The sequence below is a fragment of the Amycolatopsis lexingtonensis genome (assembly GCF_014873755.1).
GTDB lineage: Bacteria > Actinomycetota > Actinomycetes > Mycobacteriales > Pseudonocardiaceae > Amycolatopsis > Amycolatopsis lexingtonensis.
The window spans coordinates 6,546,122-6,559,088 of record NZ_JADBEG010000001.1 but is presented as its reverse complement, the minus strand read 5'-3'; the positions used below and the strand labels follow the sequence as shown (position 1 = coordinate 6,559,088).

Annotated in this window: 10 protein-coding genes; 4 read left to right on the top strand and 6 right to left on the bottom strand. The window is 72.0% G+C overall.

The genetic code is table 11. The features are described 5' to 3' along the window. Window positions 1–156: 156 nt before the first annotated feature. The 5 genes from H4696_RS29740 to H4696_RS29720 form a co-directional block, all read right to left on the bottom strand. Complete coding sequence (locus tag H4696_RS29740) at window positions 157–1,014, bottom strand: hypothetical protein (protein WP_086862758.1); 858 nt, start codon at window positions 1,012–1,014, stop codon at window positions 157–159. A 259-nt stretch (window positions 1,015–1,273) separates the two neighbouring features. Further along, window positions 1,274–2,626, bottom strand: a complete 1,353-nt coding sequence (locus H4696_RS29735) for a hypothetical protein (protein WP_086862757.1) — start codon at window positions 2,624–2,626, stop codon at window positions 1,274–1,276. 334 nt (window positions 2,627–2,960) lie between these two features. Beyond that, entirely contained in the window at window positions 2,961–3,278 is a 318-nt protein-coding gene (locus H4696_RS29730; RefSeq protein ID WP_086862756.1) for a hypothetical protein, read from the bottom strand. Between the two features lie 64 nt (window positions 3,279–3,342). Continuing rightward, complete coding sequence (locus tag H4696_RS29725; RefSeq protein ID WP_086862755.1) at window positions 3,343–3,639, bottom strand: chorismate mutase; 297 nt, start codon at window positions 3,637–3,639, stop codon at window positions 3,343–3,345. A 166-nt stretch (window positions 3,640–3,805) separates the two neighbouring features. Continuing rightward, on the bottom strand, window positions 3,806–4,231 hold the full coding sequence (locus H4696_RS29720) for a DUF1707 SHOCT-like domain-containing protein (protein ID WP_086862754.1): 426 nt from the start codon (window positions 4,229–4,231) through the stop codon (window positions 3,806–3,808). Between the two features lie 465 nt (window positions 4,232–4,696). Between H4696_RS29720 and pcrA the strand changes: the two genes are divergently transcribed. Next, window positions 4,697–7,111: a DNA helicase PcrA gene (gene pcrA, locus H4696_RS29715; RefSeq protein ID WP_086862095.1), complete on the top strand. Its 2,415-nt coding sequence runs from the start codon at window positions 4,697–4,699 to the stop codon at window positions 7,109–7,111. Window positions 7,112–7,864: 753 nt separating this feature from the next. Here pcrA and H4696_RS29710 read toward each other — a convergent pair. After that, the gene (locus H4696_RS29710) at window positions 7,865–8,545 is read right to left on the bottom strand and encodes a M23 family metallopeptidase (RefSeq protein WP_086862096.1); all 681 of its coding nucleotides are present in this window, start codon (window positions 8,543–8,545) and stop codon (window positions 7,865–7,867) included. Window positions 8,546–9,585: 1,040 nt separating this feature from the next. Between H4696_RS29710 and H4696_RS29705 the strand changes: the two genes are divergently transcribed. The 3 genes from H4696_RS29705 to sucC all read left to right on the top strand — a co-directional run bounded on the left by H4696_RS29705 (window position 9,586) and on the right by sucC (window position 12,967). Further along, complete coding sequence (locus H4696_RS29705) at window positions 9,586–11,382, top strand: hypothetical protein (RefSeq protein WP_192782611.1); 1,797 nt, start codon at window positions 9,586–9,588, stop codon at window positions 11,380–11,382. Continuing rightward, window positions 11,372–11,665 (top strand): hypothetical protein, encoded by a 294-nt coding sequence (locus H4696_RS29700; RefSeq protein WP_225955841.1) that lies wholly within the window; start codon window positions 11,372–11,374, stop codon window positions 11,663–11,665. Before H4696_RS29705 ends, H4696_RS29700 begins: the two co-directional genes overlap by 11 nt. Before the next feature lie 132 nt (window positions 11,666–11,797). Next, entirely contained in the window at window positions 11,798–12,967 is a 1,170-nt protein-coding gene (sucC, locus tag H4696_RS29695) for an ADP-forming succinate--CoA ligase subunit beta (protein ID WP_086865349.1), read from the top strand.

Here is a 12,967-nt window from a genome sequence, read left to right as displayed (position 1 = left end):
GCCACGAGCACGCCGCGTCGCTGGAGCGTATGCACATGTCGTGGGCTCTGTGCCGGCTTTTCCGAGACCGGCCCGTGACAAGGCTAGGCGCTCACTCTGCGCACACGAATCCGGCACGGGCACTTGAACCAGGGGTGAAGGGATGATCGCCGAGGGCTACATGTACTGGGCCGAGACGAGCTCGGCCTCGGTGATCAATCCGCCGGTGTCGGCGACCCGGAACAGCTGAGTCACGCGCAGCAGGCCGCCGTCCGGCCGGCGCATCGTCGCGACCGCGAGGATCGAGCCGTCCGGGTTGATCTGCGTGTCGGCTTCCTGCACGTCGATGGCGTCCATCGAGCTCCAGGTGCGGACGAGTTCGCCGGCCGCGCCGCCCGCCAGGTCGGGGCTCAGCAGCGCGAGCGCGCCCGACGAGTCCCGCGCGATGGCCGCGTAGAAGTCCTTGACCGCCTGGATCTTCCGGCTCGCGCTGCGCGCGTCGGCCGCCTGGTCCGGAACCGGTTCGGCGGTGCTCGGCGCCGTCTCCTGCCGCGAGCCCTCGGTGCTCTGGGCGGCCGACGTGCCGCCGTCGCCCAGCGAGCTCTGTGTCGACTGCCCCGGACGCGCCGGGGTACCGCCGCCGGCCTGGTGCTGCGGCACGGCGAGGCCGCCGAGCTCCGCGGCCCCGCTGAAGCCGGCCGGGGTGGACTGCCCGCCGGCGGACACCGCGCGGTGCGAGCTGGTCAGCATCGGCGCGGCGATGACCGCGCCGGCGACGAGCGCGCCCGCGGCGACGAGACCGGCCAGCTTGGCGCGGCGGGCGAACCTGCTTTCGGGCTCACCGGCGTCTTCGGCCTGCTCCGGTTCGCGCGCCGGCTCGGGCCGCGGCGGCACGAACTTCTGCGGGTCGCGGAAGACCTGCTCGAGATAGTCGCGGTCGGCGTCACCGACGCCGTCGAGAATCTCGGCCGGGATGACGTCCTCGACGCGGACGGCGTGGGGTGTCTCACGCCGTGTGCGCTGCCGATCAAGCACGAAAGTCCTCGCTCTGGGTTCCGGGGACGGTCACCCGGCCGTTCGGCCGAGCTTCCGTTGGTCCGGATGGCCGACTCGTGGCCGGTTCCGGATCCGCTGTCGTCAGGTAACCCTGTGCGGACGGCGACCACCAGGCTCTGTCGCCGGAATGCCGTCGCGATACGACGAGCGGCAGCTTATGTCACCCACCCGGACCAGGCATAACCGCTCGGCGCACCGCACGTGCATCGGAACGGGCGAACCGCACGTGCAGGTGCGGTTACTGGCCGTCAGCCGCGATCTTGTCGCCGTCGCCGAACGTCAGGGTGCGCTCTTCGATCGTCTTGGTCCCGTCCGTGTGGGTGACCTCGACGGTGTTCACCGTGACGCCGCGTTGCTGGTCGATGCTGACCTTCTTGACCTCGAAGTAGGCGATGCCGGCGTACCGCTCCGCGAGCGCGTGCGGCCCCTGGTCGTGCAGCTCGCCGGTGGTCACCGACGACGCCGAGGCGGGGTCGGTGGTGACCGTGTTGAAGAACTTCTCCGTGTTGTCGCCCATGGTCTGGGCGTCCGGCGGGAAGGAGTACCACCACGGCGGTTTGACCGGGGTCTCGCGCTGGGCGGGCGTGACCGGTGGCTTCTGCGGCGCGCTGCTCGGCGTGGTCGTGCCGGGTGTCGTCCCCGAGGTGCCGGAGGTGCTGCCCGGAGTGGAGGCCGAACTGTCGGCCGGCCCGGCGCCGCCGTTGCCGGTGGTCTTCTTGTCACCGGCGTTGTCGTTGTCCGGCCGGGCCGAGTTCTCCGGGCCGGGCGCGGAACCGCCTTCCGACGGGGGCTGGTGCTCGCCGGTCGGGTCGATGACCGTCGGCACGCCCTGGTAGCCGGGCCACGAGCCTTGGACGGCCTGGTCCACCGGCGGCTTCCCGACCAGGAAGGACCCCGCGCACAGCAGCCCGACGACCACGGCGCCGGACGCGCCGGTGGCGAACCAGGCGGCCTTCCGCCACGTCTTCGGCGGCGTCACCGACGCGGGCACCGAGCCGATGGTGAAGCCGCCCAGCCCGTCGAGCGGGGGCGCGCTGTAGACGCGGACGTCGTCCTCGTCCAGGTCGACCCCGCGCGGGGTGGGCGCGGACAGCGAAACGCGGGTGCGGCGTGCGGCCTGGTCGGCGCGGGACTCGGCGGGTGGCGCCGCGGCCGGTTCCGGCTCGAAGTCGTCGTACTCGTCGTAGCCGTACTCGTCGTGGTCGCCGTGGCCGAGGGCGAGGCTGCCGTGCGCGGCCGGGAACAGCGGCTGCCCGTCCCGCGGCTGGGGCAGCGGGAGCGACCCCGAGACCGAGCCGCGGGACGGCTGCGGGAGGGGCGGGAGCGAGCCGGACGTCGGGGTGGCGGAAAGCGTTCCGGGTCCGCCTTGCCGCCGAAAGGGGCGGGCGCCGGCACCCGGCGACGGGGAAAACGCCTCCTGCTGGGGGAGCGGGAGCGAGCCGGACACCGGCGGGTCGACCGGCGTCGCGCGGTGCCGCACCGGACGGTGCGGCGGCACCGGCGGCGTCCAGGTGTCCGCGCCGCCGGGCCGGTGCCGTCCGGGGTGCGCGGGAGCGGCGCCGCGTCCGTGGAACTCCGTGCCGTTGCTCATGTGGGCTCGACCACCCGGCGGAGGAGTCCTGACGCCATCCGGCGGCCGAACGACCCGAAAGGAGCACCCTCACGCGCGGAATCTCGTTCGGAATCCTGCGCAGATGCACGCGCACGCGACAGCGGACGCGCGGGGCCGGTGCCCCCGCGCGTCTCGCGGGCATCGCCCGACCCAGACGCAAGGGTCCTCACGACGTAAACCCTAAAAGCATCCGGCGGGGAAAGTCGCCCCCAAACTTGCAAGTTGCAGAGGTTTCACTCGGTCGGGCGCGACCGATCGGGCGAAGGTGACGCTGCGGAGTTTTACGCAGCGCCATCAAGCCAGTTCAGGGGATTCAGCCTCCCGTGCGGTAGCGATCCCGGGTGGATTGCAGGGCCTTCGTGGCCACCACGCCGCTACCACCCGCGATCAGGATCGCCACGATGTCGAGCGGCGTTCCCCCGGCCGTGAGCAACCAGGCGAACAGCGAAGCCGCGGTGGTGCCGCCCGCGACGGCCCACCGGCTGCGGACGTACTGCCCGACCGGAGCGCCGCTGGCGCCGCGCTTGCCCGCCGCGCTGTTCAGCAGCGCCAGATACCCCACATGGCCCAGCGCGGCCAGCACGCTCGCGAGCGCGACGATGACGGCGATGAGGTTCACGAGCCAGTCCATGACCCCAGTCTGCCTGTGCCCGGGCCGCCGGTGCCTCCGGGAAGTCCCCGAATTCGGCCAACCGTTACCGGCCGAGCCTGCCCCGGCCGAGGTTCAGCAGCGCCATGGCGAGCTGGCGGCCGTCCGGGCCCAGTTCGCGGTAGCGCGCGAGCACGTCCATCTCGCGGTTGTAGACGATGCGCGTGCCACCGGCGGCCATCCGCGCGGCGCCGATCGTCTTGGAGACCTCCACGCGGCGTTTCACCAACCGGAGGATCTCCTTGTCCAGCCAGTCGATCTCCTCGCGCAGCGCCGCGATGTCATCGCCCGCGGGGGTGTGCTCGGCGGGCTGGCCGTCGGCGTTCGTGGCTTGTGCGTTCATCGGGACCTCTTCCTCGAATCCCGGACCCGCCCGGCCCCAGGGACGGCGGCAGCCCCGGGTCCGAGGACTCCGGGGCTGGCGGTGATGGCGGTGGTGGCACTACGCGATCACGGGAGCCGGAGTCCGGATCCCGTAAAAAAATCGCTCTGCGTGGTGCCGCACGCCTTCAGTATGGCACAGCGCTACCGGACCGCTCCCGGAACGACCGCGCGCCCGCGTGGACCACGAGGCTCACGGTGAGCCAGAAGATCGGGAAGGCGGGCCAGAAGAAGCCGGCGCCGAGCACCGCCCAGCGGACGATCGCCAGCACCGAGAGCGCGACCACGACGGCGAGGTGGAAGCGCAGCGCCGGGTGCCGCCGCAGCGCGTCCCGGGTGAGCGGGAACCCCGCCCGCGGCGGCGCGGGCCGCGGCAGATCGGTGGTGAGCGCGGCGAGTTCGTCGGTGAACCGCGCGGCGTAGACGCGGGAGAGGCGCTCTTCGACCTCTTCGAGGGTGAGCCGGCCTTCGGAACCGGCGGACTGGACGGTCTTCGCGACGCGTTCACGATCGGCGTCGGCGGCCCGGAGCCGGGCGGGGTTGGGTTCGTTCATGTCCACCGATGCTCCGCGCGGGAAGGCTTCGGCGCGTCGGGCAGCAGGCGACACTCCCCGCTACGCCCGGCGCGGTACCCGAGGCGGCCCGCGATGCCACGAACGACTAGTTCATCGCGCCCGACGACAGGGCCCCGGCAAAGTCACGCGGCCGGGCCACTCTGCCGCCGGTGACCCGCTCGCCCGACGTCTTGAATGACTCATTCAGGTCTTCGGAGGTCCTGAATGAGTCATTCAAGACGCTGGTGCAACGCTGCGGGCTGCACCGACGCGACTTTGCCGGAGCCCTGGCGCCCGACGACATGAACGAGTCGTTCATGGCGTTCGCCGCCGGACCGCCCCGCTGCTGCCCGCCGGGTGAGGAGCCCTTCGCGCGCGGACGCGCGTCCGCCCGTCCGCGCGCGAGACCCGCCGCGTGGCACGCTCTGCCGCCCTCCTACCCGCCCGGGGTAGCGTGGACGGACGATGGACACCCTCTTCGATCTCCCCGCCGCGACCCCTGCGCGCAAGCCCGCCGCCGGCGGGCAGGCCGAGCTGCTCGACGACCTCAACCCCGCCCAGCGCGAAGCCGTCACCCACGCCGGTGGCCCGCTGCTGGTGGTGGCGGGCGCGGGATCGGGCAAGACCCGGGTGCTGACCCGCCGGATCGCCTACCTGCTCGGGCAACGCCGGGTGCACCCGGGCGAAATCATGGCGATCACGTTCACCAACAAGGCGGCCGCCGAAATGCGCGAGCGCGTCGCCGCGCTCGTCGGGCGCCGCGCGAACGCGATGTGGGTGTCGACGTTCCACTCGATGTGCGTGCGGATCCTGCGCCGTGAAGCCAAAACGCTCGACATGTCGTCGAGCTTCTCCATCTACGACTCCGACGACACCAAGCGGCTGATCACCCTGGTGGCGCGGGACCTCGACATCGACCCGAAGCGGTACGCCGCGCGCACGCTCGCGGTGCACATCTCGAACCTGAAGAACGAGCTCACCGACCCGGAGACGGCGGCGGCGAACGCGGGCAACGACCTCGAGCGCCGCGTCGCCGAGGTCTACGCCGAGTACCAGCGGCGGCTCAACCAGGCCAACGCCTTCGACTTCGACGACCTGATCATGCGCACGGTTTCGCTGCTGCAGGCGTTCCCGGACGTCGCCGAGTACTACCGGCGCCGGTTCCGCCACGTGCTGGTCGACGAGTACCAGGACACGAACCACGCGCAGTACACGCTGGTCCGCGAGCTGGCCGGGACCGCGCCGAACGAAGCGGGCGTCGAGCCGGCCGAGCTGGTCGTGGTCGGTGACGCGGACCAGTCGATCTACGCCTTCCGCGGCGCGACGATCCGCAACATCGAGGAGTTCGAGCGGGACTTCCCGAACGCGCACACCATCCTGCTGGAGCAGAACTACCGCTCCACGCAGACGATCCTGTCCGCGGCCAACGCCGTCATCGAGCGCAATCCGAATCGCCGGGCGAAGCGGCTGTGGACGGATTCGGGCGACGGCGAGAAGATCGTCGGCTACGTCTCGGACAACGACCACGACGAAGCCGCGTTCGTGGCCGGGGAAATCGACTCACTGGCGGAAAAGGGCGAGGCCGACTACTCCGACGTCGCCGTCTTCTACCGCACCAACAACCAGTCCCGCGTCTTCGAAGAGATCTTCATCCGGCTCGGCCTGCCGTACAAGGTCGTCGGCGGCGTGCGGTTCTACGAGCGGCGCGAAGTCCGCGACATGATCGCGTACCTGCGCGTGCTGGCGAACCCGGAGGACACGGTCAGCCTGCGGCGCGTGCTGAACGTGCCCAAGCGCGGCATCGGCGACCGCGCGGAAGCCGTCGTGGCGACGCACGCCGAGCGCGAGCGGATTTCGTTCGCGCAGGCGCTGCGGGACGCCGTCGACGGCAAGGTGCCGCTGCTGAACCCGCGCTCGGTCAAGGCGATCGGCGGGTTCGTCGGGCTGCTCGACGAACTGGGGCTGCTGGTCGAGCAGGGCGCGGAGGTGCACGACGTCCTCGAAGCCGTGCTGGAGAAGACCGGCTACCGCGTCGAACTCGAGGAGTCGGACGACCCGCAGGACCACACGCGCGTGGAGAACCTCGACGAGCTCGTGACGGTCGCGCGCGAGTTCACCGAGATCACCGCCGAGGTCGCCGCGGACGAGAACGCCGAGCTGGTCGTGGAGGCCGGGGTGCCGGCACCGGGTTCGCTGCCCGCGTTCCTGGAGCGCGTTTCCCTGGTGGCGGACGCCGATTCGGTGCCTTCGCCGGACGGTGGCGAGGAAGGCGACGGCGGCGCGGGCGTGGTCACGCTGATGACCGTGCACACCGCGAAGGGCCTGGAGTACCCGGTGGTCTTCTGCACCGGTTGGGAGGACGGCGTTTTCCCGCACATGCGGGCGCTGGGCGACCCGACGGAGCTGGCCGAGGAACGGCGGCTGGCGTACGTCGCGATCACGCGGGCGAGGAAGCGGTTGTACGTCTCGCGCGCGATCACGCGCTCGGCGTGGGGCCAGCCGTCGATGAACCCGGCTTCGCGGTTCCTCGACGAGTTGCCGCCGGACCTCGTCGACTGGCGGCGCCTGGAGCCCTCCAGCCCGGGCTTCGGCTTCGGCGGCGGCTCGCGGGGCACCCCGCGCGCGGCGACCACGTGGGGTGGCAGGCGGACTTCTTCGCCGTCGTCTTCGTCGGGCACGCCGTCGTTCGGCAAGGGCTGGAAGGACACGGTGGCGCTGAAACTGGACGTCGGCGACCGGGTCAGCCACGACAAGTACGGCCTGGGCACGGTGATCTCCTGTGACGGCGTCGGTCCCCGCGCGACGGCGACGATCGACTTCGGCGCGGCGGGCAAGGTCCGCCTGATGCTGATCGGCAGCGTCCCGATGGTGAAGCTCTAGCCCCAGCGCAACCCGGACGAGTGAATCCGGCGGCGATCCCCGCGATCGCCGCCGGAATCGTCGTACCCACCCGGTACAACTGACCCCGTGATCGAACAAAGGTTCGACGGAGGGGGTAGTGTGGTGTGGACGCGGTGCTGTTTCACCTGCTGGCCGAAGGGGTACAAAACCACCTGCGGGGAGTCCTGCGGTCGACGGTTTCCGATCGGGGTCGGGAGCCTTCGGGGGCCTCAGGAACCGCCCCGCGTGCGGGAGCGGAGGCGTGCCGGCTGGCCGCCGCCTGGCGAGCGCTGCTCAGGCAGCACGAGCTGGGCGCGCACGGGCACTGCGTCACCTGCGGCCGGGGACGCCGCTGGACGACCAGGGCCCGGAGTGCCGCGCGTGTCCGCTCCGCGGGGGGCGCAAGGGGAGTCGCGCCCTGGGGCTGGCTGCCCGTGCGGCGGCCAGCGGAGCTGTGCACGGTGTGGCAGGTCGCGGTGGCGTACTTCATCCGGCGTCTGCCGGGCGGGCACCGCTAGTGCGTTGCGGGCGCTGAGGCGCCTCTGGAGGGTTTTTCTCGGCCTCGGCGGGGTTCCGGGCATCCCGGTGGATTCCGGTGCCGCTGCGGCTGTTTCCGCGTCCGATGAGGTCCGGACCACTGCGCGGCTCAGTCCGTCGCCGACGGAACCTGGCTCTGCGACAGGGTTTTCCGTGCGCCCGGCGGTCGTGCCGCCGGGCGGGGGTGGAGCGGGTGGATCAGGCGGTTCAGGTGACTCAGATGACGATGCCGCGCGCGGCCAGCCAGGGCCGGGGGTCGATCTTCTTCGTGCCGTTCTGCCACACCTCGAAGTGCAGGTGCGGGCCGGTGCTCTGGCCGCGGTTGCCGATCTCGGCGATCTGCTGGCCGCACTTGACCTTCTGCCCCTCCTTGACGGAGAAGCTGTTCATGTGGCCGTAGACCTGGATCGTGCCGTCGTCGAGCTGGACGCGGACCCAGAGGCCGAAACCGCTGGCCGGGCCGGCTTCGATCACGGTGCCGTCGGAGGCGGCGTAGATCGGGGTGCCGATGGCGTTGGCAATGTCGATGCCGAGGTGGCTCGTGCCCCACCGGGCACCGAAGCCCGAGGTGAACGTCCCGTGGGCCGGGAGACAGGTCTTGGGGCGAGCGGCTTCTTCGGCGGCCTTCTTGGCGGCGTCGGCTTCGCGCTGCTCACGGGCCTGCGTGATGGAGGCGGAGTCCGCGATCTTCGCGGCCTCGGCGGAAGCGTCGACGGCGTGGCCGGTCGGCAGGAGCTCCGGGGCGCCCCCGCTGCCCGCACCTCCCGCGGTCAGGGAAGCGCTGGCGTCCTGGCTGTTGGCCAGGGGCGTCACGGCCGCGTCGGAGTCGGTGACGGTCTTGAGGGTCTGTCCTGCCGCTGCGGCAGCGAACGCTCCGGCTGCAACGGCGGCGACCACGACACGGCCACGAAGGGCCGAGGAGGGCGGGGCGATGCGGTGCGCACCCCGGACACGAACGACCGCACCTTCCAGTGCGTCCTTCAATGCCGGGGAAGGAGCTTGGCCGCCGGGGGAGCGGTGTGAAGCCAAGACAGGGCCTTCCATCGTCGGGGAGCCGGGTCGAGGACTGCGGGCGGGGGAACCCGGTGAGCCAACCTCGGGGGTGGTTTGCTCGGTGTCCTACTTCGTGACCTGACTGTAATGGGGACCCCGGGACAGTAACGAAGGGGTACCGCTGTCGGCAAGATCTGCCCCGCCGGTCGGCCGTTCGGGTGGCGACGAGGAGACGCTCACCTGTGGAAATTACCCAAAGTTAGAAGGGGTTTACTGCTTTGGTTGTGACTTGCCTTACAGCTCTTGCGGACGGTTTAAGGCAACCAGCGCCCGGGGCGGCCCCGGAGGGGCGGAATAAGGGTTTGCCTGGGGATGTTCAAGCATCTTCGACTCCCTCGAGTCGGTTGTGGACGCTTTCCGGGCTGGTTGAGTCCCCTCCCGCGGCGCTCCGAACTCGACCGTTCATCGACGCAGGAGAACCGCTCGCCGACTGACCGGGCAAGATCGCGATTATCTGTCGGATTTGTCCCCTTGCGCGCCTGTTTCCGGTCACTACGGGGCCGCGAGGTCACGCCCATCGGTAACGCGAGAGGCATCCGCGCGGTATCTCGCGCCGGCCCCGCTCGCCACCTAGCGGCCCTGCACCGCTTGCCCACCGGTTCCTGCCCGCGGCGCCATCGGCTGGTCTCCGCGCCCACGCCGCTCGCTTCCGGGTGGCTCCGCGCCGCCTGGCCTCGCGATTCCTGCCCGCGGTCCCGCCGACCGGTCCCACCTCACCTTGTCGGCGACTGACCCGAGCCCGCCGCCGCGCCCAAGCTCTCCCGCCCTCTGCCTCCCCGGCGCCGATCGAGCCTGCCCGCTCACCGAATCCCTCCCGGCCCGTTCGCCGACTCGCACCCCGATGACACCTCCCACCCCGCCCAACCTTGCTAGCGTCGCCCGCAATGCCCCCACGCTCAGAACCCCCAGGCCGAAGCGCCCCCGGCTCCCCGTCTCGTCCCACCGGCGCGCGGACACCCCCGCAGACCTGGGCCGAAGACGACCGCCCCCAGACCCTTGCCCTCGGCCTCGCGGCCGCCGGTGCCCTCGCCCTCACCGCCGGCGCTATCGCGCACGTCTCCCCGGACGCCGGACCCGGGTTCGCCAGCTGGCCCTGGCTGGCCGTCCTCGCGCTGGCTCCCGTCGTCGCCGCGATCGTGGCCGGACGGAAGCGGCCCGCGCTGGCCGGCGGGATCGTCCTCGGGCTCGCCGCGCTCGCTCCCGGGCGGCTGGTGCTCGACCTCCAGTTCGCCGTCAACGGCCCGCTCGCCGTCCGTCCCGAGCTCTACCTCGCCGACCGGTTCGTCGGCGGGTCGGCCGTCGGGGCCGGGTTCTGGCTGCTGGTCGCCGGGCACCTGCTCACCGGGGCCGCCGGGGTCGCGGCCTGGCGGGCGAGCCGGACCGGGGACGAGCCCGAACGGCGGCGGTGGCGGCTGCTCGTGCCGTTGCTCGCCGTCGCCGCTTCCGTCGGCCTGCTGACCATGCCCGTCTTCTCCACCAACGGCTTCCTCCTCGCGCGCGCGTCCTTCGAAGGACCCTGGCCCGCCCTCGGCGGGTACCTCCTGCTCGCCGCCGCGCTGCCGCTGGCCGGTGCGCTCGCGCTCGCCGCGCCCGCCGAACGGACCGCGCGCGGGACGCTGCTCGGGCTGGCCGCCGGCGCATTTGGCGTCGCGCTGCCGCCCGTGCTGGCCGGGCTCTACCGGAGCGACCTGGAAGTCACCTGGGGACCCGCCCTCGCGCTCCTCGCGACGGCCGTCATCGCCGCGCTCGCCTTCACCCGGCTCGCCGAACGACCCGCGCACGACGAAGCCGACCTGAAGATCCCCGGTCTCTTCTGGTGGCGGCTCGTCACCGGCCTGCTCGGCCTCGCCACGGCGGTCGCCGCGGTGATCGGGAGCTTCGCGCCGCAGGTCGCGGTCACCGCGCTGAACCCCGGGGCCACCGCGCCGGTCAGCGCCGCCGCCGAGAGCCCGGCTCGGTGGTACCTGCTCGTCGCCGCCGTCGTGCTGGCGGTTGCCGCGCTCGGCGTGCTCGTCCCCAAGACCGCTCCGGGCGCGCGGCCGCTGCTCGGGCTGCTCTGGGCCGGCATCGTCCTCGCCGGCACCGCCGTCCTGAACACCGCGCTGACCGCCACCCAGGCCGGCAACCTCGGCGGGTTCGGGGGCGCCGCCGCCCCCGCCTTCGCCTACGACCTCGGGGCCGGTGCCGCCTGGACGTTCGCCGCGCTCGTGCTCGCGGCCGTGACCGCGCTCGCCGCCGCCGGGACCGGGGTCGTCGAACGCGAGGACGCCGGGAACGCCGCCGAGCCGGACAAGAACGTGCTGACACCGGTCGTCGCCGGGGCCGTGCTGGCCGTCGCCGGCTTCGGGCTGCCCGTCTTCACCGTGCCCGGCTACGTCGCACCCGGGCTGTGGTCGGACTTCGACACCCCGTCGTGGGGGCTGCTGACCGCCGCCGTGGCCGTCGTCGGCGCGGGCGCGCTCGCGCTGCGGTCCCGGCCGAGGCCCGCGGCGGCGCTGCTCGCCGGTGCCGCCGTGCTCGCCGGCCTGCACGCCGCGGAGCTGCCGCTCGTCGGCGGGACGCTCGGCGGCGCGAGCCCGGCGACCGGGTTCTGGCTCGCCCTCGCCGCCGCGGCCGCACTGCTGATCGCGGCCGGGCTGGCCGCCGCGGGCGGACGTCGGGGCGAGCGCCGTGACGCGTGAGCGCCGCCGGGTGCTGCTCGTCGAGTTCGCCCGGCCCGATCCGGCCGCCGTCGCGCTGGGCCGCTTCCTGCGCGACGAAGGCGTCGAGGTCGTCCACGCCGGACCCCTGGACACCGAAGAACAGATCCTGCGCACCGCCGAGCAGGAAGACCCGGACGCGGTGGGCGTTCTCGGCGCCGCGCCGACCGAAGCGCTCGCGGCCGCGCTGTCGGATTTTCCCGTCTTCACCACCGCGGAAGAGGCGGCCCGGTGGGCGGTCTCACACCGCGAGAACACCGTCTGACCGCGGACGGTGACCGACTTCACCAGGTGCGGAGTCCCCGCCGTTCACGCAGGTCGCTAACCTCGACTGGTCCGACAGCGCGGTCCGGTTACGCGGACCACCACAGTGGCGTGTCGTCAGGAGACTGGAGTAGTGGACCTCTACGAGTACCAGGCGAGGGATCTCTTCGCCGCCCACGGAGTACCGGTTCTGCCGGGCTCGGTGGCTAGCACCCCCGAAGAAGCCAAGACCGCCGCGGAGCAGATCGGCAACCAGGTCGTCGTCAAGGCGCAGGTGAAGGTCGGCGGCCGCGGAAAGGCGGGCGGCGTCAAGCTGGCCCAGACGCCCGACGAGGCGAAGGAGAAGGCGGAAGCCATCCTCGGCCTCGACATCAAGGGCCACATCACGCGTCGCGTGCTCGTGGCCGAAGCTTCGGACATCGCGTCCGAGTACTACTTCTCCTTCCTGCTGGACCGCGCGAACCGCACGTTCCTGGCGATGGCGTCCTCCGAGGGCGGCATGGAGATCGAGCAGCTCGCGGTCGAGCGCCCCGACGCGCTCGCGAAGATCCCGGTCGACGCGATCGCCGGGGTCGACAAGGCGAAGGCGCTCGAGATCCTGAAGGCCGGCAACTTCCCGGCCGAGATCATCGACGAGGCCGCCGACGTCGTCGTCAAGCTCTGGGAGACCTTCGTCTCCGAGGACGCCACCCTGGTCGAGGTCAACCCGCTGGTCCGCGACCCGCAGGACAAGATCATCGCCCTCGACGGCAAGGTCACCCTCGACGAGAACGCGGACTTCCGCCAGCCGGGCCACGAGGCCCTGGTGGACAAGGAAGCCGAGAACCCGCTCGAGGCGAAGGCCAAGGCCAAGAACCTCAACTACGTCAAGCTCGACGGCCAGGTCGGCATCATCGGCAACGGCGCGGGCCTCGTCATGTCCACTTTGGACGTCGTGGCGTACGCGGGCGAGAAGCACGGCGGCGTGAAGCCGGCGAACTTCCTCGACATCGGCGGCGGCGCGTCGGCCGAGGTCATGGCGGCCGGGCTGGACGTCATCCTCAACGACACCGACGTGAAGAGCGTCTTCGTCAACGTCTTCGGTGGCATCACCGCCTGCGACGCGGTGGCGAACGGCATCGTCGAGGCGCTGAAGATCCTGGGCGATGAGGCCAGCAAGCCGCTGGTCGTCCGCCTGGACGGCAACAACGTCGTCGAGGGTCGCCAGATCCTGGCCGACGCGAACCACCCGCTGGTCACCGTGGTGGACACAATGGACAACGCGGCCGACAAGGCTGCCGAGCTCGCCGCGGCAGGTGCGTGA

Bases quoted from the DNA above. Each gene is read 5' to 3' on its own strand.
- H4696_RS29705 (WP_192782611.1), top strand. From the start codon at position 9,586: ATGCCCCCACGCTCAGAACCCCCAGGCCGAAGCGCCCCCGGCTCCCCG.
- H4696_RS29735 (WP_086862757.1), bottom strand. From the start codon at position 2,626: ATGAGCAACGGCACGGAGTTCCACGGACGCGGCGCCGCTCCCGCGCAC.
- H4696_RS29725 (WP_086862755.1), bottom strand. From the start codon at position 3,639: ATGAACGCACAAGCCACGAACGCCGACGGCCAGCCCGCCGAGCACACC.
- H4696_RS29720 (WP_086862754.1), bottom strand. From the start codon at position 4,231: ATGAACGAACCCAACCCCGCCCGGCTCCGGGCCGCCGACGCCGATCGT.
- H4696_RS29730 (WP_086862756.1), bottom strand. From the start codon at position 3,278: ATGGACTGGCTCGTGAACCTCATCGCCGTCATCGTCGCGCTCGCGAGC.
- pcrA (WP_086862095.1), top strand. From the start codon at position 4,697: ATGGACACCCTCTTCGATCTCCCCGCCGCGACCCCTGCGCGCAAGCCC.